At 65.8% G+C, this 21,492-nt stretch carries 19 protein-coding genes; 6 read left to right on the forward strand and 13 right to left on the reverse strand.

What is annotated here, in order from left to right:
* Positions 1-113: 113 nt before the first annotated feature.
* From M5C96_RS13865 to M5C96_RS13885, 5 genes are all read right to left on the reverse strand, one after another.
* Positions 114-815, reverse strand: a complete 702-nt coding sequence (locus tag M5C96_RS13865; protein ID WP_272563758.1) for a pentapeptide repeat-containing protein — start codon at positions 813-815, stop codon at positions 114-116.
* A 6-nt stretch (positions 816-821) separates the two neighbouring features.
* Positions 822-1,163 (reverse strand): SMR family transporter, encoded by a 342-nt coding sequence (locus tag M5C96_RS13870; protein WP_272563759.1) that lies wholly within the window; start codon positions 1,161-1,163, stop codon positions 822-824.
* On the reverse strand, positions 1,160-1,786 hold the full coding sequence (locus M5C96_RS13875) for a TetR/AcrR family transcriptional regulator (protein WP_272563760.1): 627 nt from the start codon (positions 1,784-1,786) through the stop codon (positions 1,160-1,162). The genes M5C96_RS13870 and M5C96_RS13875 overlap by 4 nt, the downstream gene beginning before the upstream one ends.
* Positions 1,787-1,889: 103 nt before the next feature.
* The gene (gene rng, locus M5C96_RS13880) at positions 1,890-3,377 is read right to left on the reverse strand and encodes a ribonuclease G (RefSeq protein ID WP_272563761.1); all 1,488 of its coding nucleotides are present in this window, start codon (positions 3,375-3,377) and stop codon (positions 1,890-1,892) included.
* A 76-nt stretch (positions 3,378-3,453) separates the two neighbouring features.
* Positions 3,454-4,071: a Maf family protein gene (locus tag M5C96_RS13885; protein WP_272569716.1), complete on the reverse strand. Its 618-nt coding sequence runs from the start codon at positions 4,069-4,071 to the stop codon at positions 3,454-3,456.
* Between the two features lie 116 nt (positions 4,072-4,187).
* On the opposite strand from M5C96_RS13885, the gene M5C96_RS13890 reads away from it, so the two are divergent.
* On the forward strand, positions 4,188-4,814 hold the full coding sequence (locus M5C96_RS13890; protein WP_272563762.1) for a GNAT family N-acetyltransferase: 627 nt from the start codon (positions 4,188-4,190) through the stop codon (positions 4,812-4,814).
* Between the two features lie 19 nt (positions 4,815-4,833).
* On the opposite strand, the gene rlmH is transcribed toward M5C96_RS13890, so the two are convergent.
* The 5 genes from rlmH to M5C96_RS13915 all read right to left on the reverse strand — a co-directional run bounded on the left by rlmH (position 4,834) and on the right by M5C96_RS13915 (position 9,391).
* The gene (gene rlmH / locus M5C96_RS13895) at positions 4,834-5,301 is read right to left on the reverse strand and encodes a 23S rRNA (pseudouridine(1915)-N(3))-methyltransferase RlmH (RefSeq protein WP_054255308.1); all 468 of its coding nucleotides are present in this window, start codon (positions 5,299-5,301) and stop codon (positions 4,834-4,836) included.
* Between the two features lie 19 nt (positions 5,302-5,320).
* Positions 5,321-6,151: a ribosome silencing factor gene (rsfS, locus tag M5C96_RS13900; RefSeq protein ID WP_272563763.1), complete on the reverse strand. Its 831-nt coding sequence runs from the start codon at positions 6,149-6,151 to the stop codon at positions 5,321-5,323.
* A 192-nt stretch (positions 6,152-6,343) separates the two neighbouring features.
* Positions 6,344-7,309: an oxygen-dependent coproporphyrinogen oxidase gene (gene hemF, locus M5C96_RS13905; protein WP_272563764.1), complete on the reverse strand. Its 966-nt coding sequence runs from the start codon at positions 7,307-7,309 to the stop codon at positions 6,344-6,346.
* Positions 7,309-8,589 carry a phosphoribosylamine--glycine ligase gene (gene purD, locus M5C96_RS13910; RefSeq protein ID WP_272563765.1) on the reverse strand — a complete coding sequence of 427 codons (1,281 nt, stop codon included), beginning with the start codon at positions 8,587-8,589 and terminating at the stop codon, positions 7,309-7,311. The genes hemF and purD overlap by 1 nt, the downstream gene beginning before the upstream one ends.
* Before the next feature lie 82 nt (positions 8,590-8,671).
* The gene (locus tag M5C96_RS13915; RefSeq protein ID WP_272563766.1) at positions 8,672-9,391 is read right to left on the reverse strand and encodes a YebC/PmpR family DNA-binding transcriptional regulator; all 720 of its coding nucleotides are present in this window, start codon (positions 9,389-9,391) and stop codon (positions 8,672-8,674) included.
* Positions 9,392-9,472: 81 nt separating this feature from the next.
* Here M5C96_RS13915 and M5C96_RS13920 point away from each other — a divergent pair, with 81 nt between their 5' ends.
* Both M5C96_RS13920 and M5C96_RS13925 read left to right on the forward strand, forming a co-directional pair.
* Positions 9,473-10,981: a helicase HerA-like domain-containing protein gene (locus tag M5C96_RS13920; protein ID WP_272563767.1), complete on the forward strand. Its 1,509-nt coding sequence runs from the start codon at positions 9,473-9,475 to the stop codon at positions 10,979-10,981.
* A gap of 40 nt (positions 10,982-11,021) precedes the next feature.
* On the forward strand, positions 11,022-11,723 hold the full coding sequence (locus tag M5C96_RS13925) for a glutathione binding-like protein (RefSeq protein ID WP_272563768.1): 702 nt from the start codon (positions 11,022-11,024) through the stop codon (positions 11,721-11,723).
* 27 nt (positions 11,724-11,750) lie between these two features.
* Here the strand turns inward: M5C96_RS13925 and M5C96_RS13930 are convergent, their stop codons facing one another.
* The gene (locus M5C96_RS13930) at positions 11,751-12,518 is read right to left on the reverse strand and encodes an amino acid ABC transporter permease (RefSeq protein WP_272563769.1); all 768 of its coding nucleotides are present in this window, start codon (positions 12,516-12,518) and stop codon (positions 11,751-11,753) included.
* Positions 12,519-12,620: 102 nt separating this feature from the next.
* Positions 12,621-13,388 (reverse strand): basic amino acid ABC transporter substrate-binding protein, encoded by a 768-nt coding sequence (locus M5C96_RS13935; protein ID WP_272563770.1) that lies wholly within the window; start codon positions 13,386-13,388, stop codon positions 12,621-12,623.
* Between the two features lie 143 nt (positions 13,389-13,531).
* On the opposite strand from M5C96_RS13935, the gene M5C96_RS13940 reads away from it, so the two are divergent.
* From M5C96_RS13940 to upp, 3 genes are all read left to right on the forward strand, one after another.
* Complete coding sequence (locus M5C96_RS13940; protein ID WP_272563771.1) at positions 13,532-14,392, forward strand: enoyl-CoA hydratase-related protein; 861 nt, start codon at positions 13,532-13,534, stop codon at positions 14,390-14,392.
* A 169-nt stretch (positions 14,393-14,561) separates the two neighbouring features.
* Entirely contained in the window at positions 14,562-15,536 is a 975-nt protein-coding gene (locus M5C96_RS13945; protein ID WP_272563772.1) for a threo-3-hydroxy-L-aspartate ammonia-lyase, read from the forward strand.
* A gap of 109 nt (positions 15,537-15,645) precedes the next feature.
* Positions 15,646-16,275, forward strand: coding sequence for a uracil phosphoribosyltransferase (gene upp, locus M5C96_RS13950; RefSeq protein WP_272563773.1), 630 nt, complete (start codon positions 15,646-15,648; stop codon positions 16,273-16,275).
* A gap of 66 nt (positions 16,276-16,341) precedes the next feature.
* On the opposite strand, the gene M5C96_RS13955 is transcribed toward upp, so the two are convergent.
* Positions 16,342-21,480, reverse strand: coding sequence for a calcium-binding protein (locus M5C96_RS13955; protein ID WP_272563774.1), 5,139 nt, complete (start codon positions 21,478-21,480; stop codon positions 16,342-16,344).
* Positions 21,481-21,492 lie beyond the last annotated feature (12 nt).

Genomic DNA, 21,492 nt, shown 5'->3' on the forward strand with positions numbered 1-21,492 from the left:
GCGAAAACCAGCGAATTCAGTCGGCAAGCCAGTTCCACAGGCAAGGCGCGACCAGGAGGCTGGCGCGCATTCGATGGCTTGCCAAAAGCGCTGATGGCCCGCCCTGCGCCCTTTCAGCCCACGCGGACGCCAAGGCCACCGATGAGTGCAGCGGCCTGATCCATCGACAGCATCGCACCCTTGAACGATTGGGCCACGGTGGTCACCGTCAGGCCGCCCAGGTCCACCGAGCGCATGTCCGCGCCATCGAAGCGTGCATTCTTCAGGTTCGCATCCCGCAGGCTGCCGCCTTCGAAGACCGCGTCGCGGAAATCGCATCCAGCCAGGTCGGCTTCGGACAGATCCAATTGCTCCAGGCTGCGCTTGCGGAACGAAAGGCCGCGCAGGTCCGCGCCCACCAGTCGGCACTGGTGAAACTCCAGCCCCAAGGTGCTCGCTTGATTGAAATGCGCCCCCGTCAGCTTGGCCTCGGTGAACAGCACGCCCGCCAGCTTGGTGCCGGTCCAACGCGTGTTGTTGAAATCACTGCTGCACAGCCGGGCGCCGGACAGATCGGCCAAGCTGAAATCCGCTTGCCGCGCCTTGCAATCGAGCCAGCGCGAATCCGCCAGCATCGCTTTCTCGAAGCGGATCTCGGCGAAGGTGCAATCCAGGAACCGGGCACCGCCCAGGTCCAGGCCGGAAAGGTCTTCTCCGTCGAACCGGCAGTGCTCGAACGCCAGCGGGCCATGCGGGCCTGCGAGGGCTGCCACCAGCGCACCGCGCGAAAAAAACTGGTCGCTGAAAAGCGCGGAATCCATGTCGGAACGGGCCATCACGATTCAATGCCCCGTGCTCTTGGAAAAGAGATTGACCACCAGCACCCCCGCGATGATCAGCCCCAGGCCGACCATCGCCGGCGCATCGAGCCGCTGCCGAAACACCACCCAGCCCACCACCGAAATCAGCACAATGCCAACGCCCGACCAGATGGCATAGGCGACCCCCACCGGAATCGTCTTCAAGGCCAGCGAGAGTGCATAGAAAGAGGCGGCATACGCCACCCCGGTGATCAGGCTGGGCACCAGGCGAGTGAATCCGTCCGACGCCTTGAGCGCGGTGGTGCCCACCACCTCCAAAGCGATGGCCAGTCCCAAGATGAGATAGCTGGGATGCACGGTCATGGCACGGTTCCTTGGGTGATTTCGAGCAGAAGGGAAAGAAGGCGATCCTTGCGGTCTGGCGGCGTGCCGTAGACATCCAGCAACTGGTCGAACCAGAAGCCGTCGGCCGCCAGGCGGCACAGGAACAATCGGTCCGCGGCGGCGGGGTCGGCACGGTCCTCGGCCAGCAGGACGCGCATCTTGGCGCTCCAGCGCTCGCGGCAGGCCGGCAACGCCAAAGCCAGCAAGGCAATGGCACGCTGCGTGAGGCGCTCTTCGGCAGTCTGGCCGCCTTGGAAACAGGTCTTCAGGTAGGCCCGCGCATGCCGCCCTGGAGCTTCGGGCTCGGATTCGAGTGCCGCGGCGTAGAACACGTCGAATGCATCGAACAACTGATCGCACAGCGCATCCAGCAGCGTTTGCTTGGTGCGAAAGTGGTGCTGCAAGCCGCCTTTGGTCACGCCGGCACGGTGCGCGACGGCGTCCAGAGTGACCGCTTCCGGGCCATCCTGCACCAGCAGATCGGCTGCCACGGCAAGCAACTGGGTTCGCACCCACTCGGGTTGTTTCAGGCGTTTATGGGCTTCAGACATACATACAAACCATCCAGATGGATTGTTTATTATGGCGTCGGCATCCACCATGGCGCTACCGATCCCTTGTGTTTTCCGGGGCTGATCCAGGGGCCGCTTGACCGCGCCCCGATAAGGATTGCAAGTTGGCTGGTTGGGGCGGCAAGCCCGCTTCTCAGAGCAGCACGATGTCGTACTGCTCCTGCCCCACCGCCGTTTCGGCCTGCAACGAGATGGGCTTTCCGATGAAGTCCGACAGCCCCGCCAGGTGCTGGCTCTCCTCGTCGAGGAACAGCTCCACCACGCGCGGCGAGGCGACCACGCGAAACTCGCGCGGGTTGAACTGGCGCGCCTCGCGCAAGATTTCGCGCAGGATGTCGTAGCACACGCTGCGCGCGGTCTTCACAATGCCTTTGCCCTGGCAATGCTCGCAGGGTTCGCACAGCATGTGGGCCAGGGATTCGCGGGTGCGCTTGCGCGTCATCTCGACCAGGCCCAATTGCGAAAAGCCCCCGGCCATGGTCTTGACCCGGTCGCGCGCGAGCTGCTTCTTGAACTCCGCGAGCACGGCCTGCTGGTGGTCTTCACGCGCCATGTCGATGAAGTCCGCAATCACGATGCCGCCTAGATTGCGCAGCCGCAACTGCCGTGCGATGGCCTGCGCCGCCTCCAGGTTGGTCTTGAAAATGGTGTCGTCGAAATTGCGCGCGCCCACATAACCGCCCGTGTTCACATCGATGGTGGTCAGTGCTTCGGTCTGGTCCACGATCAGGTAGCCGCCCGACTTCAGATCGACGCGCCGGCCCAGGGCCCGGCCGATTTCCTCGTCGATGCCATACAGATCGAAGATGGGTCGCTCGCCCTTGTACAACTGCAGCTTGGGCGCTGCAGCCGGCATGAACTCGTGCCCGAAGGCCTGCAGTGCGGAAAACTGTTCGCGCGAGTCGATGCGGATGGTGGCCGTCTCCTCCCCCACCAGATCGCGCAGCACGCGTTGCAGCAGGCTCAGGTCCTGGTGCAGCAGCGACATGGGTGGCAGACGCAGCGAGGCATCCTTGATGCGCGTCCAGGTCTTGCGCAGGTAGGCGATGTCTTCGGCCAGTTCGGCGTCGGTGGAGTCCTCCCCATTGGTGCGCAGGATGAACCCGCCGCCGCCGCCCGACGCCTTGTCGCCCACCAGTGCCTGCAGCCGCCCGCGCAGGGCATCGCGCTCGTCGGCGGGGATCTTCTGCGACACGCCCACATGGTCGTCCTGGGGCAGAAACACCAACAGCCGTCCCGCGATGCTGATCTGCGTGGACAGGCGCGCGCCCTTGGTGCCGATGGGGTCCTTGATGACCTGCACCATGAGCGACTGGCCTTCGAATACCTGTTTCTCGATCGGCACCGGTGGCTCGCCCTTGCGCGCGAACATGGGTGCCTCGCCGCCTTCCTGCCGGTGCCACACGTCCGCCACGTGCAGGAACGCCGCGCGCTCCAAGCCGATGTCGATGAACGCCGACTGCATGCCGGGCAGCACGCGCGAGACCTTGCCCAGATACACGTTGCCCACCAGGCCCCGCTCCAGGGTGCGTTCCACGTGCAGTTCCTGCACCGCGCCGTGCTCGACCACCGCCACGCGGGTTTCTTGGGGGGACCAGTTGATCAGGATGTCTTGTTGCATGGGGTCGGAAAAAAGTGGCCACCCATGATGCCTGAAACCCGCCTGAATGGCGGGCTCACCAAACCCACATCGGCATTCAGTCGCGCAGCATGCCGGCCGAGCGCAGCAGTTGCGCCGTCTCGAACAGGGGCAATCCCATGATGCCGGTATAGCTGCCGGCCAGGTGCGACACGTACTGCGCCGCGGGCCCCTGGATGCCATACGCCCCGGCCTTGCCCATGGGCTCGCCGCTGTCCACATATGCCGCGATCTGGGCGGGAGTGAGCGCGGCAAAGGTCACTTTAGAGACCGACAGCGCGACCGACCGCGTTTCGCCGTGCTGCAGGGTCACCGCCGTGAGCACGCGGTGCGTGCGCCCCGACAACTCGCCCAGCATGCGGCGCGCGTCGGCGGCATCCTCGGGCTTGCCGTAGATCGTGCGGCCCCAGGCCACCGTGGTGTCCGAGCAAAGGATGGGCGCATCCGGCAACCCGCGCCGGGCACGGCGGGCGACGGCCGCATCGAGCTTGAGCCCCGTGACGCGCTGCACATAGCGGGCGGGCGGCTCGCTGGCCAGCGGCACCTCGATGGCCTCTGCATCTTCCGCCACATCGCCATCGGCATTGGGCAGCAGCAGTTCATGGCGAACCCCCAACTGATCGAGCAGTTGGCGGCGGCGCGGGCTTTGGGATGCGAGATAGATGAAGGAAGGAATAGAGGACGGCACGGGGCGCGAGGATAGCCGATCGTTCTCGCTGCGCCGCTTCGGTTCGCCGTCGGCTGCTTCGGGAACCGGCGGCCCTGCGCTGCCAGCCTTTTCAAGAATGGCGCATGACCTTCTTTCCCACATTGGAGACACCGCGGCTCAGGCTGCGCAAGATGGTGGCGGCCGATGCCCCGGCCATGCTCGCCATGCATGCGGATGCGGAGTCGAGGCAGTGGGCCGGCTACAACGCGATCCATGACCTGGAGGGCGCGATGGATTTCGTGAACTGGACCGATCAATTGACGCAGCGGCCCGTTCCGGGATTCTGCTGGGCCATCGAGCGCAAGGACGCGCCGGGCATGATCGGGCAATGCAACTTCACGCAATGCGACGCCGCCACGCTCAGCGCCGCACTGGGCTATGAACTGGCGGCGCCATACCAGGGCCTTGGCTTCATGAACGAAGCGATCGGCAGGGTGCTGAACTGGTGCTTCCTTCATCTCCAGCTGATGCGCATCAGCGCCACGGTGCATCCCGACAACCTGCCATCGATCCGCATGCTGCAGCGCTGGATGTTCCAGCGGGAAGGGCTGCTGCGCAGTGCAGGATTCTGGAGCGGACGGCACCATGATCTGCTGTCATTCAGCCTGCTGGCCATGGAGTTCGCGCCCGCCTATGCCCTGCAGGCGCAAGGACACGCCGCCGCCCTCAGCGCAACGGCTGCGCGGGCCGAAGAATTGGCCGAGGCCTGACAACACCGCCGTCAGCCGCTTATTCGCGGTGGTAGGGGTGCCCCGCGTTCACCGACCACGCCCGGTAAAGCTGCTCGATCAGCAGCACCCGCACCATGGCGTGCGGCAAGGTCAGGTCGGACAGCCGTATGCGCTCGTGCGCAGCCTGCCGAAAGGCGGGATCCAGGCCATCGGGCCCGCCGATGACCAGGGCCACGTCGTCGCCCCCCAATTGCCAGCCTTTGAGGCGCTCCGCGAGTGCTTTGGTGGTGAGGGACGTGCCCCGCTCGTCCAGCGCCACCACGCGGGTGCCGCGGGGTATGGCCGCCTCGATGCGCTCGCGCTCGGCGGCGTAGAGCGTCTCCAGCGTCTTGGAGCCGCGCGGCTCGGTCTTCACCGCCTTGAGCTCGACCTTCAGTTCCGGAGGAAACCGCTTGGCGTAGTCGTCGTAGGCCGTCTGCGCCCAGTCGGGCACCCGCTGGCCCACGGCCACGATCAGCAACTTCATCGATCGCTCAGGCGCTGGTTCAGCCCCTGCGGGTCGGCGACTTCTTGGCGGCGGGGCGCTGCTTGGCCGCCGTCTTCACGGTGCCAGCACGGGGCGCCGCCTTGGGGGCCGCAGCGGCGGTGGAGCGGCCCGGAGCCTTCTTGGCAGCGGGCTTGCCCGCCGTCTTCTTGGCGATGGGCTTGACCACCAGGGTCTTGATGGGCGCCTTGGCCACCGGCTTGGCGGTCGTCTTGGCCGCCGTTTTCGCGGTCGTCTTTGCAGGCGCGGCCTGCTTCACGGCGCCACGGCCGGCCGGCTTTCCGGTCGTCTTGGCAGCAGTCTTGGCCGGGGCTTTCGCAGCGGGGGCCTTGGCGGCGACCTTGCTCACGCCGGGCTTGCGGGGGGGTTGTTCGGGAGCGGCGGCGGCCTTCTTGGCGGCGGGCTTTTTCTTGGCAGTGCCTGCCGCGCCTTCCACAGCCTTGGGTTTGGCAGCGCCGAGCTTCAGGCGCACGGGGGTATCGCCCCAGATCTCTTCCAGGCGGTAGTACTGGCGGATGGCCGGCTGCATGATGTGCGCCACGGCGGCGCCGCAGTCTACGATGATCCACTCGCCGTTGTCCTCACCCTCGATGCGGGGCTTGCCGAAGCCCGCTTCGCGCACCGCATCGCGCACGCTGGCCGCCAGCGCCTTGGTCTGGCGGTTGGAGGTGCCCGACGCCACGATCACGCGCTCGAACAGCGGCGAGAGGTGCTCGGTGTTGAACACCTGGATGTCTTGCGCTTTGACGTCTTCCAGTCCATCGACGATGGCGCGCTGGAGCTTGGTGACGTCTTTCTTGGCAGCGGATTCCGATTTGGAGGAGGTGGTCATCAGGCGTTTGTCTAAAAAGGATGGGCCAATACTAGCGTGCAACCCGGGCATCGGCCAATGCGGCGGGCCCGGGTGGCGATTCGGCCATCCCGTGCACATCAAGGGTGTTTTTGGCCTTGGGCGCTCATGGGATGAGCGCGGGCAGCTATTGAAATTATAGCTTTCGGCCTTTTTGCGAACGCACGGGCTGGGTCAAAGCCAGTCCCGCCGCACCAGAAAGCGCCGCGTGAGCTCGGCCTCGGGCGAGCCCGGAGCCTCCTGGCGCTGGTACGACCAGCCCGCCATGGGCGGCATCGACAGCAAGATCGATTCGGTGCGCCCGCCCGACTGCAGGCCGAAGTGCGTGCCCCGATCCCACACTAGGTTGAACTCCACGTAGCGACCGCGCCGATAGCACTGGAACTCGCGCTGCCGATCACCGAACGGGATCGCCTGGCGCCGATGCACGATGGGCAGGTAGGCGCCCAAGAACGCGTCCCCCACGGACTGCACCATGCCCAGGCTGCGCTCGAAGCCCAGCTCGGAAAAGTCGTCGAAGAAGATGCCGCCCACGCCACGCTGCTCGTTGCGGTGCTTGAGATAGAAGTACTCGTCGCACCAGCGCTTGAAACGCAGGTACAGGCCCTCGCCGAAGGGGTTGAGCGCATCGCGGCAGGCGCGGTGAAAGTGCACCGCGTCTTCCTCGAAACCGTAGTAGGGCGTGAGGTCCATGCCACCGCCGAACCAGCACACCGGCGCGCCTTCGGCCGGAGCCGCCACGATCATGCGCACGTTCATGTGCACCGTCGGCACATAGGGGTTGACCGGGTGGAACACCAGCGATACCCCCATGGCCTCGAACGGCGCACCGGCCAGCTCGGGCCGGTGCTGCGTGGCCGATGGCGGCAGCGTGGCGCCCCGCACGTGCGAGAAGCCGCAGCCCGCGCGCTCGAACACGCGGCCGCCCTCCAGGATGCGGGTGATGCCGTCGCCCTGAAGCGGTTCGCCCGGCGCCTTGCGCCACGCATCGTTTAGGAACCGGCCACCGCCGCGCGCCGCGGGCCCTTCGATCTCTTCCAGGGCCGAGGTGATGCGTGCCTGCAGCCCTTCCAGGTAGGTCCGCACGCGGGTGGCCGTGTCGGCCGCGTTCAGGGCAGGCGCCGGTGCGGGTGCCGCCATCAGCTCTTCACCGCACGGTGGCCGATGTCGCGGCGGTACTGCGCGCCATCGAAATGGATGCCACGGGCCACGTCGTACACGCGCTGCTGCGCCTGCTTCACGCTGTCGGCCAGCACCGTCACGCACAGCACGCGCCCGCCCGTGGTGTGCGGCACGCCGTCCTTCAGCGCCGTGCCGGCATGGAACACCATGGCTTCGTCGGCGTCCGCAGGCAGGCCCGTGATCGCATCGCCCTTGCGCGGATCTTCCGGGTAGCCGTGCGCGGCCATCACCACGCCCAGCGCAGTGCGGCGGTCCCATTGCAATTCGACCTGGTCGAGCTTGCCGTCCACCGCGGCGCCCAGCACATCGACGAAATCGCTCTTGAGGCGCATGATGATCGGCTGGGTCTCGGGGTCACCCATGCGGCAGTTGAACTCCAGCGTCTTGGGGTGGCCGGTCGAATCGATCATCAGGCCGGCGTACAGGAAGCCCGTGTACGGAATGCCATCCTTTTCCATGCCACGGATGGTAGGCAGGATGATCTCGCGCATGGCCCGGGCGTGCACGTCGGCAGTCACCACGGGCGCAGGCGAATACGCACCCATGCCACCGGTGTTGGGGCCCTGGTCGCCGTCCTTCAGGCGCTTGTGGTCCTGGCTGGTCGCCAGGGCGGTGACGTTCTTGCCGTCGCACAGCACGATGAAGCTGGCTTCCTCGCCCTGCAGGAACGCTTCGATCACGACGCGTGCGCCGCCTTCGTTGTGCGTCACGCCGTACTTGTTGTCCACCAGCATGAAGTCCACCGCGTCGTGGGCCTCCTGCAGCGACATGGCCACCACCACGCCTTTGCCGGCCGCCAAGCCGTCGGCCTTAATGACGATCGGGGCGCCCAGCCGCTCCACGAAGGCATGGGCCGCCGCCGGGTCGGTGAACGTGTCGTAGTCCGCCGTGGGAATGCCATGGCGGCGCATGAAGGCCTTGGAGAACGCCTTGGAGCTTTCAAGCTGCGCGGCAGCCTTCGTGGGGCCGAAGATGCGCAGCCCGTGCGCGCGGAATTCGTCCACCACGCCGGCGGCCAGAGGCGCCTCGGGGCCGACCACGGTCAGCGCGATCTTCTGGTCGTGCGCCCAGGCGCGCAGTTCGCGCACATCGGTGATGGCCACGTTCTCCAGCTTGGGGTTCAGGGCCGTGCCGCCGTTGCCCGGCGCCACATAGACCTTCGTGACCTTGGGAGACTGCGAAAGCTTCCAGGCCATGGCGTGTTCACGGCCGCCGCCGCCAATCACAAGGACTTTCATACCGGACTCCGATGGGCCGCTGGCGGCAGGCAGGTGGGCCCTTCGGCGGGCAGGGATCGATTGCAGAGGTTCAGGCTCATGTTCATAAAGCAGCGTTGTGATAGACCTCTTGCACGTCGTCCAGGTCTTCCAGCACGTCGAGGAGTTTTTGCATGCGCGCGGCGTCTTCGCCTTCGAGCTCGATGGTGTTTTCGGCGCGCATGGTGACCTCGGCCACCTCGGGCACCAGGCCCGCGGCCTCCAGCGCGTTCTTCACCGCTTCGAAATCGGCGTAGGCGGTGAGCACTTCGATGGCGCCGTCCTCGCCCGTGACCACATCCTCCGCGCCGGCCTCCAGGGCCACTTCCATCACCTGGTCCTCGCTGGTGCCGGGTGCGAAGATCAGTTGGCCGCAGTGCTTGAACTGAAAGGCCACGGAGCCTTCGGTGCCCATGTTGCCGCCATGCTTGCTGAAGGCGTGGCGCACTTCTGCCACGGTGCGCACGCGGTTGTCGGTCATGGTGTCCACGATGATGGCCGCACCGCCGATGCCGTAGCCTTCGTAGCGGATTTCCTCGTAGCTCACGCCCTCGGCATTGCCGGTGGCCTTGTCGATGTTGTACTTGATGCGGTCGGCCGGCATGTTCGCGGCCTTGGCCTTCTCGATGGCCAGACGCAACCGGGGATTGGCAGAGACATCGCCCCCGCCCGCCCGTGCCGCCACCGTGATCTCTCGAATGATCCGGGTCCAGATCTTGCCGCGCTTTTCATCCTGCCGACCTTTGCGGTGCTGGATGTTTGCCCATTTGCTGTGTCCTGCCACAGGAGTCCTTCTGGTATTGATTTAATCTACTGCCCGCGATTTTACTTTTGACGCATCCACCCCACTCCGCACCCTGACGCCATGGCCGAACCTCTTCTCATTGCCAAGCACGGCACCACCGAATGCCACCTGCTGCCCGGCCTGGCCAACCGCCACGGCCTCATCACCGGTGCCACTGGCACGGGTAAGACGGTCACCCTGCAGACGCTGGCCGAAGGCTTCTCGCGCATCGGGGTGCCGGTGTTCATGGCCGACATCAAGGGCGACCTCACCGGCATCAGCCAACCGGGCAGTATCGGCGACAAGCTGGCGGCCACGCTCAAGGAGCGTAACCTTCCGCTGCCGGAGCCCCTGGCCTGCCCCACCACCCTGTGGGATGTGTTCGGCCAGCAAGGCCACCCGGTGCGCGCCACGGTGTCCGACATGGGGCCGCTGCTGCTGGGCCGCATGCTCAACCTGAACGAGACCCAGCTGGGCGTGCTCAACCTGGTTTTCAAGATCGCCGACGACAACGGACTGCTGCTGCTCGACCTCAAAGACCTGCGGGCCATGCTCCAGTACGTCGGCGACAACGCCAAGGAATTCACGACAGGGTACGGCAATATCAGCGCCGCCAGCGTAGGCGCGATCCAACGGGGCCTGTTGCAGATCGAGCAACAGGGCGGCACCCAGTTCTTCGGCGAGCCCATGCTCGACATCAACGACCTCATGCAGACGGTGGACGGGCGAGGCGTCGTGAACATCCTGGCCGCCGACAAGCTCATGAATTCGCCGCGCCTGTATGCCACCTTCTTGCTGTGGATGCTGTCGGAACTGTTCGAGCAGTTGCCCGAGATCGGCGACCCGGAAGTCCCCAAGCTCGTCTTCTTTTTCGACGAGGCCCACCTGCTGTTCAACGAAGCGCCCAAGGTGCTCGTCGAGCGCATCGAACTGGTGGTGCGGCTGGTGCGGTCCAAGGGCGTGGGCGTGTACTTCGTCACCCAGAACCCGCTCGACATTCCCGACAGCGTCCTGGCCCAGCTGGGCAACCGCGTGCAGCACGCGCTGCGCGCCTTCACACCGCGCGATCAGAAAGCGGTGAAGGCCACGGCCACCACCATGCGCCAGAAACCGGGCCTGGACATCGAAACCGCCATCACCGAACTGGCGGTGGGCGAGGCGCTGGTGAGCTTCCTGGACGCCAAGGGCCGGCCCAGCGTGACCGAGCGCGTGTTCGTGCTCCCCCCCGCCAGCCAGTTGGGACCCATCACGCCCGCCCAGCGCCAGGGGTTGCTGGCCGGTTCGCTCGTCGCCGGCGTGTACGAGAAAGCCGTGGACCGTGAATCCGCCTACGAAAAGCTCCAGGGCCGCACCGAAGCCGCCGCCACGGCGCCCGCCAGCACGAAGGGCGGCGCCACCGATGGCGCGGGCGGCGGTGTCATGGGCGGGCTGAACGACGTGCTGTTCGGCTCGACCGGCCCGCGCGGCGGCAAGCACGACGGGCTGGTGCAGACCATGGCCAGATCCGCCGTGCGCACCATGGGCACCTCGCTGGGCAAGGAAATCCTGCGCGGCGTGCTGGGCAGCCTGTTCGGCGGCCGCAAGCGCTGAGGGATCTGCCCCCTCGCAAGAAAAACCAAGGACCCCTGCCATGATCGACCTGCACTACTGGACCACACCCAACGGCCACAAGATCACAATGTTCCTTGAAGAGGCCGCATTGCCTTACCGCGTGCTGCCCGTGAACATCGGCCGGGGCGAGCAGTTCCAGCCCGACTTCCTGCGCATCGCGCCCAACAACCGCATCCCCGCCATCGTGGACCATGCGCCCACGGGGGGCGGCGAGCCCATTTCGGTGTTCGAGTCCGGCGCCATCCTGCTGTACCTGGCCGACAAGACGGGAAAGTTCGTTCCCCAGGACCTGCGCGGCCGCACCGGAGCCCTGCAGTGGCTGTTCTGGCAGATGGGCGGCCTGGGCCCCATGGCGGGCCAGAATCACCACTTCACGCAATATGCGCCGGAGCCCATCGCCTACGCGATCGACCGCTACGTGAAGGAGACCGGGCGCCTGTATGGCGTGCTGGACAAGCACCTGTCCGATGGGCGCGAGTACATCGCCGGCACGTATTCCATCGCCGACATGGCCTGCTACCCCTGGATCGTGCCGCACGAGCGCCAGCGGCAGAACCTCAACGACTTTCCGCACCTGGCGCAATGGTTCGAACGCATCCGCGAGCGCCCCGCCACCGTCAGGGCGTACGACCTGGTCCAGCGCATCAACACCGCCCCCACCGTGGACGAAGACGCGAAGAAGGTGCTGTTCGGGCAGGACGCCAGCACCGTGCGGCGCTGAAACCGCCAGTGCCTTCCAGCAGCGGCCTCAGACCCGATCGCTGCGCGCCAGGTGGCTTTCCAGCCTGCGCAGGGCGCCGGTCAACGCGAGCGTCATGATCCAGTAGGCCAGGGCAATCGCCAGATACGGCTCCCAGTAGCGCGAATAGGCCCCGGCCACGGTGCGCGCGGCATAGGCCATCTCGGCCAGGCCGATGGCGGAGATCAGCGAGGTGTCTTTCAGCAGCGCAATCGCGTTGTTGCCCAGCGGCGGCAGCATTCGGCGAAAGGCCTGCGGCAGCACCACGTAGCGCATCACCTGCCCGGGTGTGAAGCCCAGCGAGCGCCCCGCATCGGACTGCCCACGCGCGATCGACTGGATGCCCGCGCGGAACACCTCCGAGATGTACGCGGCGGAATTGAGCGTGAGCGCCACGATCCCCGAGATCAGCGCGCCATGCTCCTGCTTGAGCGTGCGCGCGAAGTCGCCCGTCACCAGCAGGCCCGACGTCGGATGGATGAACAGCGGCAGCACCGCGAAGTGCATCAGCAGGATCTGCACGAACAACGGCGTGCCGCGAAAGAAGCTCACATACACGGTGGATGGCCACCGCAGCAGATAGCGGCACACCCAGCTCAGCGGCGCATGGCGCGCCTGCGCCAGGCGGGCCAGCGCGAGCAACAGACCCCATGTGCCGCCCAGCAACACGCACACCACCGTCACGCCGATCGTCATCCACGCGCCCTGGATGAACAGGTCCTTGTATTCCACCAGGATGTCCGGCCGGAACCAGCCAAACCACTCAACAGGCTCCATGGCCTCTTCCTCTCATTGGTCGCGTCGGGCGCACAGGCGCCCGCAAAAACGGCCGCAGCGCGGCCGTGGTGTCATGCCGAAAAGCGGCGTGCCGATCAGCGATCAGCGTGGCTTGTATTCCTTACCGAACCACTTCTTGTAGATCTCGTTGTAGCTGCCATCGGCCCGTACGGCGGCCAGGCCAGCGTTGAGCTTGTCCTGCAGTGCCTTGTCGCCCTTCTTGACGACGATGCCGAAGCCCTCGACGGGGAACGCGGGGTCTTCCACCGTCTTCAGCGCAGCGTTCTGCGCCACGCGGTAGGCGATCACGCCGTTGTCGCCGATGGCCGCATCCACGCCGCCGCCCGCCAGTTCGGAAATGATGAGCGGCGTACTCTCGAAGCGCCGGATGTTCGGGCTGGTCTTGCCGAACTCGCGCGAGGCCACGTCGTCCGCCGTGGAGGCATTCACCACGGCGATCTTCTTGCCTGCCAGGTCCTTCAGCGAGGCCACGGAGCTCGCCTTGGGCACGGCGATCAGCTGCTGCGCGGCAAAGTACGGCTCGGTGAAGTCGTAGCTCTGGCGGCGCTTGTCGTTGATGGTCACGCCGGAGATCACCAGGTCCACATCGCCGTTGTTCAGCGCCGCGAAAATGCCGCTCCAGGGGGTGTTCACCACCTTGATCTTGAGCGACTGCTTCTTCGCGATGGCGTTGATGATGTCGATGTCGAAACCGACGATCTGCTTGTCCTTGTTCTCGAAGGCGAACGGCGCGTAGGTGGCGCTGGAGGCCACGGTCAGCTCGCGGTCCTGCGCATGGGCAGCCAGCGGAGCGGTCATTGCGGCAGCCAGGCCAAGGCCCAGGGCGAAAAGGCGGCGGGAGATTTGCATGGGGAGATGGGGCGGGAAAGCCCGGAAACAGGACCAGGAAGTATATCGGCCGCCCCCCCCGTGCCTCCCTTGCGGTGCCGCCCCGAGGCCGCCGTCGCACAGGTGACGGCGGCCCACAGTCCAACCCGCCTAGAGTGCCCCGCATGACCGATACCACCGCCTTCCCCGCCCTCACCTGCTTTTCGCTCGCCATCACCGACCAGATGGCGCATCTGGTGCTGAACCGGCCGGAGGCCCTGAACACCATGCACCCGGCGTTCTGGCGCGAGCTGGACACCGTGCTGGCGCGGCTGCACCGGTCGGGCGAGGCGCGCGCGCTGGTCATCAGCAGCACGGGCAAGCACTTTTCGGCCGGCATGGCGCTGGATACGTTCGGTGGCGCCATCGCCATGGACGACCAGAGCCCCGAAGGCCGCGCCGCCCTTTTCGACCTGCTGACCGACATGCAGGCCACGTTCACGCGCATCGAATCGCTGCGCATTCCCGTGATCGCCGCCATCCACGGCGGCTGCATCGGCGGCGCGGTGGACATGGTGACGGCCGCCTGCATCCGCTACGCCACGCAGGACGCGTTCTTCTGCATCCAGGAGATCAACATCGGCATGGTGGCCGACGTGGGCACGCTGCAGCGCCTGCCCAAGCTGATTCCGCTGGGCATCGTCAAGGAGCTGGCCTACACCGGCCGGCGCCTGCCCGCACCGCGCGCCCTGGCCTGCGGGCTGGTCAACGAATTGTTCGACACGCAGGCGGCGATGCTGGACGCGGCCCTGGCCTGCGCCCGCGAGATCGCCGCCAAGCCGCCGGTCGCCATCTGGGGCACCAAGCAGGCCGTGCACTATGCGCGTGACCACTCGGTGGACGACAGCCTGCGCCAGATGGGCTGGCTGCAGGGCGCGATCTGGAGCAACCGGCATGTGGGCGAGGCCGTGGACGCGATGCGTGGCAGGCGCGAAGGCGCCTTTCCCGCGCTCGCGCCGCTGCAGCGCTTCAGCGATGGAGAGTGAGCGATCGGTCCGCTCGGCCTGCGGGCTGCGGCAGGCGGGCCTTTGCTATCAAATTCGATAGCTGCCTGCGCTTGCTGGGCTTGCGCTGCAGCCCATTTCGGCGCTTCGCCACTCGCTGGCGGGCTATGATGCGTGCTCTTTCCGATCCCGTCTACGCGAGGACGCAGCCATGCCTACGCACATCCCGGCCCTGCCCACCTACACCGACGTCGCCGACGCGGCCCATCGGCTCCAGGGCGTCGCGCACCGCACACCCGTGGCGCGCTCCAGCACGGCGGACCAGCAGTGCGGGGCACAGCTCTTTTTCAAGTGCGAGAACCTGCAGCGCATGGGCGCCTTCAAGTTCCGTGGCGCCTACAACACCCTGGCGCAGTTCGACGCCACCCAGCGCGAAGGCGGCGTGCTGGCTTTTTCCTCCGGCAATCACGCGCAGGCCATCGCCCTCTCCGCACGCCTGCTGGACATGCCGGCCGTGATAGTCATGCCCGAGGACGCGCCCACCGCCAAGATGGCGGCCACGCGCGAGTACGGCGCCCAGGTCGTCACCTACAACCGGTTCACCGAGGACCGCGAGGCCATCAGCCATCGGCTCGCGCAAGAGCGCGGCATGACCCTGGTGCCGCCGTTCGACCATCCGCATGTCATCGCCGGCCAGGGCACCGCCGCCAAGGAGCTGCTCGAAGAAGTGCCCGACCTCGACTACCTGTTCGTGTGCCTGGGAGGTGGTGGACTGCTGTCCGGCAGCCTGTTGGCCGCGAAGGCGCTGGCACCCGATTGCCAGGTGATCGGCGTGGAACCGGCAGCCGGCAACGACGCCCAGCAATCGCTGCGCGCGGGCCGCATCGTGCGCATCGACACGCCCCACACCATCGCCGACGGCGCGCAGACCCAGGCGCTGGGCAGCATCACCTTTCCCATGATCCAGCGCGACGTGGCCGACATCGTCACCGCCACCGACGAGCAGCTGGTGCAGGCCCTGCGCTTCTTCGCCGAGCGCATGAAGATCGTCGTGGAGCCCACCGGCGCCCTCGCCTTCGCGGGCGCCCTGCATGGCGGCGTGGACCTGCATGGCAAGCGCGTGGGCATCATCGTGAGCGGCGGCAACGTCGACCTGGCGCGGTACGCACGCTTTCTGGCAGACTGATCCGCGCCCCGCGCCGCCCCTGGGCGGCGACGCACGCACCTTTTCTTTCCCCTGCCCCCTGCAGACCGGTTTTCCAGCTTTTCACTTTCCCAACAAGAGGCCCCAGCCCATGAGCAATGTCCACGTCATCACCCATCCCCTGGTCCAGCACAAGCTGACCCTGATGCGCAAGAAGGACGCCAGCACCAATAGCTTTCGCCGCCTGCTCGGCGAACTCAGCACCCTGATGGCCTACGAGGTCACGCGCGACATGCCGCTGCAGGACGTGCAGATCGAAACCCCGCTGGAAACCATGACGGGCCAGGTGATCGACGGCAAGAAGCAGGTGCTCGTGTCCATCCTGCGCGCCGGCAACGGATTTCTGGACGGCATGCTCAACGTGATCCCGGGCGCCCGCGTGGGCCACATCGGCCTGTACCGCGACCCGCAGACCCTGCAGCCGGTCGAGTACTACTTCAAGATGCCTTCCGAGATGGAAGAGCGCGACATCATCGTCGTGGACCCCATGCTCGCCACCGGCAACTCCGCCGCGGCCGCGGTGGACCGCCTCAAGAAACTCAACCCCCGCTCGATCAAGTTCGTCTGCCTGCTGGCCGCACCGGAAGGCGTGGCCACCTTGCAAAAGGCCCACCCCGACGTGCCGATCTACACCGCCGCGATCGACCGCGAACTGAATGAACACGGCTACATCCTGCCCGGGCTGGGCGATGCTGGCGACAGGATCTTCGGGACGAAGTAACCCACGCCGCCGTCACAAAAACCCTGGGGCGCCGCCCCAGGGTTTTTGTTTGTGCGCGAGTCAGGTTTACTGCCAATGCGCAGCAATGACCTTCCATTGGCCGTCCTGGGCCGCTGCCCCGCCCTTGGCATCGATGCCTGCAGGCGGTGCAAACTGTGCCATCGCGTCCGCCAGCAATCGGGCCTGGCTGTCCAGTGAAGCGGAGGCGCCATCCGCCTCGATCGAGTGAAACAACGGCTTCCACTGAACGCCTGCGGAGAGCTCCAACGGCGCGATGCCCCAGTCGAGCGGCGTCACCGTGCTGACCGATGCTTCTTTTTCCAGCGGCTTCAGCGCCACGAAGTCGGCATCGTCCAAATCCGTGAACAGATCGGGCTTGTTGGTGCCGGACATGCCGGCAACGCCATCGTCGAACACGTAAGGTCTTTCGCTGTTTAACTCCGTCGAATCGTTGGCAATCATTGCGTCCTTGCCTGCTTGTGATGTGGACGCAACCGCCAGCTGGTTTTGAATCGCTGCCAGATCCCAGGCTGTGCCATCAGCGAACTGGAACCGCTGCACAGAACTCTCAATCGCCACCGGGTCGCCGTTCTGGAAGAACCCGTTGATGACCACCTTATCGGCTGTGCCAGCAATCGATACCTCCAGCGCGCCATTGGATTCATAGCGCTCCTGGTCATAAACCCGGCGCAGCGTCACATCCGAGGCCAGCACGCCATCCTTGAATTGCAGCACACCGATGTTGCCGTCGTTGGCCTTGCGCTCGATCACGTCCTGGCCATCGCCCTTGCCGAACCGGTACGTGTCCGCACCTGCCCCGCCATTGAGCCGGTCGTTACCTGCCCCGCCGTCCAGCGTGTCATCGCCCGCCGCGCCATACAGGGCGTCGTCGCCTCCATTGCCCTGGATCGTGTCGTTGCCGGACGTGCCAACGATGGTGTCGGCAGCATTGGTGCCCGTGAGCATCCGTTGCGTCATCGCCGCCAGGTCCCATACCGTGCCGTCGGCGAACTGAATCTGCTGCACCGAACTGTCCGTCGCCACCGGATCACCGTTCTGCACGTTACCGAAAAACCCGTTGACGATCACCTTGTCGCTCGTGCCGGCGATGGACACCTCCAGCGCGCTGTTGTACAAGGCCCGTTCCGTGTCATACACACGGCGCAGGATCACCTCCGAGGCCTGCACCCCGTCCTTGAGCTGCAGCACGCCGGTCTTGCCGTCATTGGCCTTGGTTTCGATCACGTCCTGCCCGTCACCCTTGCCGAAGCGGTAGGTGTTGGCACCCGCTCCACCATTGAGCCGGTCGTTGCCTGCCCCGCCGTCCAGCGTGTCATCGCCCGCCGCGCCATACAGGGCATCATCGCCTCCATTGCCGTGGATCGTGTCGTTGCTTGACGTGCCAACGATGAGATCGGCGCCATTGGTGCCCGTAAGCATCCGTTGCGTCATCGCGGCCAGGTCCCATACCGTGCCGTCGGCGAACTGGATCTGCTGCACCGAGCTGTCCGTCGCCACTGGATCGCCGTTCTGCACATTACCGAAAAACCCGTTGACGACCACCTTGTCGTTCGTGCCAGCGATCGATACTTCCAGCGCACTGTTGTACAAGGAACGATCGGTGTCATACACGCGACGCAGGATCAGCTCCGAGGCCTGCACCCCCTCCTTGAACTGCAGCACGCCGGTCTTGCCATCGCTGCCGTCGCGCTTGAACGCGATGGTGTCCTGGCCATCGCCCTTGCCGAAGCGGTAGGTGTTGGCCCCCGCCCCGCCATCGAGCCGGTCATTGCCCGCACCGCCGTCGAGCACGTCGTCGCCTGTCGCACCGTCCAGCAGGTCATCACCCGCACCGCCGTACAGCACGTCATCGCCCGCCGCGCCGTAAAGGGCGTCGTTGCCTCCATTGCCGTGGAGCGTGTCGTTGCCGGACGTACCGACGATGGTGTCGGCGGCATCCGTGCCGTTGAGCATCCGTTGCGTCATCGCCGCCAGGTCCCACACCGTGCCGTCGGCGAACTGGATCTGCTGCACTGCGCTATCCGTCGCCACCGGATCACCGTTCGCCACGTTCTGAAAGAACCCGTTGATGACCACCTTGTCGTTCGTGCCGGCGATCGACACCTCCAGCGCGCCGTTGTAGACGGACCGCTCATAGTCATAGACCCGACGCAGAACCAGCTCCGAGGCCTGCACGCCGTCCTTGAACCGCAGCACGCCGATGCTGCCGTCGCTGGCCTTGCGTTCGATCACGTCCTGGCCATCGCCCTTACCGAACCGGTAAGTATCTGCGCCTACTCCGCCGTTCAGCCGATCGTTGCCCGCCCCGCCGTCCAGCGTGTCGTCGCCCGCCGCGCCGTAGAGGACATCGTCGCCCCCGTTGCCACGGATCGTGTCGTTGCCGGACGTACCGACGATGAGGTCGGCTCCATCGGTGCCCATGAGCATCCGCTGCGTCATCGCGGCCAAGTCCCACACCGTGCCGTCGGCGAACTGGAAGCGCTGCACTGAACTGTCGGTCGCCACCGGGTCGCCATTGCCGTTCTGCACGTTATCGAAAAACCCGTTGATGACCACCTTGTCGTTCGTACCAGCGATCGACACCTCCAGCGCGCCATTGTGCACGGACCGCTCATAGTCATGGACCCGGCGCAGAACCAAGTCCGAAGCCTGCACGCCCTCCTTGAACCGCAGCACACCGATCTTGCCGTCGTTGACCTTGCGCTCGATCAGATCCTGCCCATCCCCCCTACCGAAGCGGTAGGTGTTGGCACCGGCCCCGCCGTTGAGTCGGTCGTTGCCTGCCCCGCCTTCCAGCATGTCATCGCCCGCACCGCCGTACAGCTGGTCATCGCCTGCACCGCCCTTCACCTGATCGTCCCCATCCCCGGCCAGGAAGGTGTCATTGCCCGCGCCGCCCAGGTAGAGGTCGTTGTGGCCCGTTCCCGGAGCAGCACCGGACAGGACCATGCCCGCCAATTCGCCGCGCAACGCATCGCCCGCCGGCAGGGCATCGATCCACTGCGCCAGCGTGCCCAGCCCGTCGAAGCCCACGGCGGTGAGCAGGTTTCCCTGGTAACGGGTCAATTCCACCAGATCGATCAACCCATCGCGCTCGCTGACTGCCTTGCGGGCATCCAGCATGGCAGACAGCCCGGTGGTGTCGAAGCCGACGCCTTGGTCGTCAATGGTGAGCGCCACGCTGTCCAGGTAGGGCTTGAGGCGCGTCTGCACGACCAGGGCGCCATAGACGCTTTCGCGCAGTTCGTCGTAGCTTTGGTTGAGCAAGGCGGCCTGGGGGGCGGAAAGGGTGGCCGTGTAGCGACTGATGCCATCCGACTCGCCGCCCGAGCCGCCGCCGCCCGGGGACGCCGCGCCGCCCCCACCGCCACCGGAGCCGGTCTGGAACGGAATCTGGAAGAACTTGGTGCCGTTGAAGACCTCCAGCACGTTCATCCGGCGCAGCAATTGGCGACCGGCTTCGCCCAGGATTTCATCTGACTGGCCCGTGCCGCCGGCCTGGGGGTTGGGCACCATCATGCCGGCCACGGAAGTCAGGTTCAGCATTGCCGTGGTGACGTAGGTCGGGTCGGCATCGGGCTTGTCGGCGGTGACCAAACTGCCATGGCCGTCCGATACCAAGTCATAGCTTGCAATGCCGTGGATGAGTTTTCCCGAGGTACCGGCCCAGTCGGCGAGCAACTCGTCGATCAGCGCCATCTGCGCATCCCGCGTGCCCGCTGCCGCGAACCGCCCCACGCTGTCCTGCAGGCCCTGCGCCGCCTCGCCGGGCAAGCTCATCGCCTCGCGCAGATCGCGCACCCATCCGCTGCCGCCCATCTGGGGCAAGGCACCTGCCGCCGCCGTCACGGCCGGGTCGTCGGAAAACTCGCGGTAGAAATTATTGGAGGCCAGCAGCAGGCTGCCGGTGACCTCGGCCACGCCGCTCGCCCCGGTGGTGCCGTCGGTGCGGGTGAAGCTACCGCTCAAGGGCTGGGTATTGCCGTTGCCCAGGTTCACATTGCTGGCGGTGCCCGCCACGCCGATGCGGGCGATGCCCAGGTCGGCCAGGGTGTGCAGTTCGCCCGCCTGGGAGATTCCATCCTGGTTGGTGTCCTTCCAGATGCGCAGTTGCGAATACACCGCATCGTTGGCGTCGATCACCTTGTCGCCGTTGCCATCCTCTGCCGCCAGGGCCTCGTAGCCGTTGGCATGGTTCTGCGCCCGGCCATCGCTGCCCACGGGTTTCAAGGTCTGGTCGCCGAACAGTTCGCGCCCGGAGTCGATGACCCCGTTGCCGTTGCGATCCAGCACGACGATGCCGTCATCACCCTTGATCCAGCCGGTGGCGTTGCGCGTGCCGTCGCCGTAGTGGTCGAACAGGATGGGGCGGGCGGGGTCGATGCCGACGGCTTCGATGCCGTCTCCGTCCAGGTCCAGGACCAGGGGGTCGCGGGGGAAGACCCAGTTGCGGGCGCTCAGGTACAGGTCGTTGGCGATCCGGGCCACCGTGCCGCCCCAATCGCCGAACGTTCCGGACCATGCCTTGGAGAACACCTCGGTGAAACGCCCGATCTGGGCCCAGTTGGCCACGCCGGGCACCTTGTCGATCCAGTCCTGCGCCATCTGCCGGATATCCGCATCGGGCGACACGCTGGCGTGGCCCACGGTGTTGGCCAGCCCGGTGCTGATCAGCAAAGCGTCGATGCCATCGCCTCCGGTGTCCCGGATGCGGGTCCACAGCTCTTCCACCGCCTGGTCACCTTGCTGGCGGCGGATGATTTCCATCGGGACGTTCAGGGTCCAGTTTTCCAGGGTGAGGCCGCTTTTTTCGAAGGCTGATTTGTGGAAATCCGCAGTCTCATCAAATTTCACATCGCGGCTCAATATACCGTTCTCATTTTCTGCGACTACAATCAATGTATCGATATATCCTAAAGACATATTTAAGCGGATCGCATCGATTTGAGCGGGCGTCAGATTGCGGCAAGCATCGCCCCCGAGGCCAATCATGGCTGTGCCGCCAAGATAATCCAGCGCCGACTGCCCCGTGATGGTATTGCCGGTGGCTACGCCCAATGCCCAGCCTGCGTAGTTGTAACCTTGGGAATAGAGATCGGAGTAAACCACTCGGGCGGCACTCACGCCTCCCGTTTCAATAGCATGACGATAAGACGTTAATTGCGAAACTGTCAGGTTATTCATATCTTCCCTTTC

This window comes from Acidovorax sp. GBBC 1281 (assembly GCF_028473645.1).
In the GTDB taxonomy this organism is placed as follows: domain Bacteria; phylum Pseudomonadota; class Gammaproteobacteria; order Burkholderiales; family Burkholderiaceae_C; genus Paracidovorax.

Excerpts from the sequence above, each read along its gene's own strand:
- purD (WP_272563765.1), bottom strand. The coding sequence starts at position 8,589 with ATGAAAGTCCTTGTGATTGGCGGCGGCGGCCGTGAACACGCCATGGCC.
- M5C96_RS13870 (WP_272563759.1), bottom strand. The coding sequence starts at position 1,163 with ATGACCGTGCATCCCAGCTATCTCATCTTGGGACTGGCCATCGCTTTG.
- upp (WP_272563773.1), top strand. The coding sequence starts at position 15,646 with ATGAGCAATGTCCACGTCATCACCCATCCCCTGGTCCAGCACAAGCTG.
- M5C96_RS13955 (WP_272563774.1), bottom strand. The coding sequence starts at position 21,480 with ATGAATAACCTGACAGTTTCGCAATTAACGTCTTATCGTCATGCTATT.
- M5C96_RS13865 (WP_272563758.1), bottom strand. The coding sequence starts at position 815 with ATGGCCCGTTCCGACATGGATTCCGCGCTTTTCAGCGACCAGTTTTTT.
- M5C96_RS13940 (WP_272563771.1), top strand. The coding sequence starts at position 13,532 with ATGACCGATACCACCGCCTTCCCCGCCCTCACCTGCTTTTCGCTCGCC.
- rlmH (WP_054255308.1), bottom strand. The coding sequence starts at position 5,301 with ATGAAGTTGCTGATCGTGGCCGTGGGCCAGCGGGTGCCCGACTGGGCG.
- rsfS (WP_272563763.1), bottom strand. The coding sequence starts at position 6,151 with ATGACCACCTCCTCCAAATCGGAATCCGCTGCCAAGAAAGACGTCACC.
- M5C96_RS13920 (WP_272563767.1), top strand. The coding sequence starts at position 9,473 with ATGGCCGAACCTCTTCTCATTGCCAAGCACGGCACCACCGAATGCCAC.
- hemF (WP_272563764.1), bottom strand. The coding sequence starts at position 7,309 with ATGGCGGCACCCGCACCGGCGCCTGCCCTGAACGCGGCCGACACGGCC.
- M5C96_RS13925 (WP_272563768.1), top strand. The coding sequence starts at position 11,022 with ATGATCGACCTGCACTACTGGACCACACCCAACGGCCACAAGATCACA.
- M5C96_RS13930 (WP_272563769.1), bottom strand. The coding sequence starts at position 12,518 with ATGGAGCCTGTTGAGTGGTTTGGCTGGTTCCGGCCGGACATCCTGGTG.
- M5C96_RS13945 (WP_272563772.1), top strand. The coding sequence starts at position 14,562 with ATGCCTACGCACATCCCGGCCCTGCCCACCTACACCGACGTCGCCGAC.
- rng (WP_272563761.1), bottom strand. The coding sequence starts at position 3,377 with ATGCAACAAGACATCCTGATCAACTGGTCCCCCCAAGAAACCCGCGTG.
- M5C96_RS13935 (WP_272563770.1), bottom strand. The coding sequence starts at position 13,388 with ATGCAAATCTCCCGCCGCCTTTTCGCCCTGGGCCTTGGCCTGGCTGCC.
- M5C96_RS13890 (WP_272563762.1), top strand. The coding sequence starts at position 4,188 with ATGACCTTCTTTCCCACATTGGAGACACCGCGGCTCAGGCTGCGCAAG.
- M5C96_RS13875 (WP_272563760.1), bottom strand. The coding sequence starts at position 1,786 with ATGGTGGATGCCGACGCCATAATAAACAATCCATCTGGATGGTTTGTA.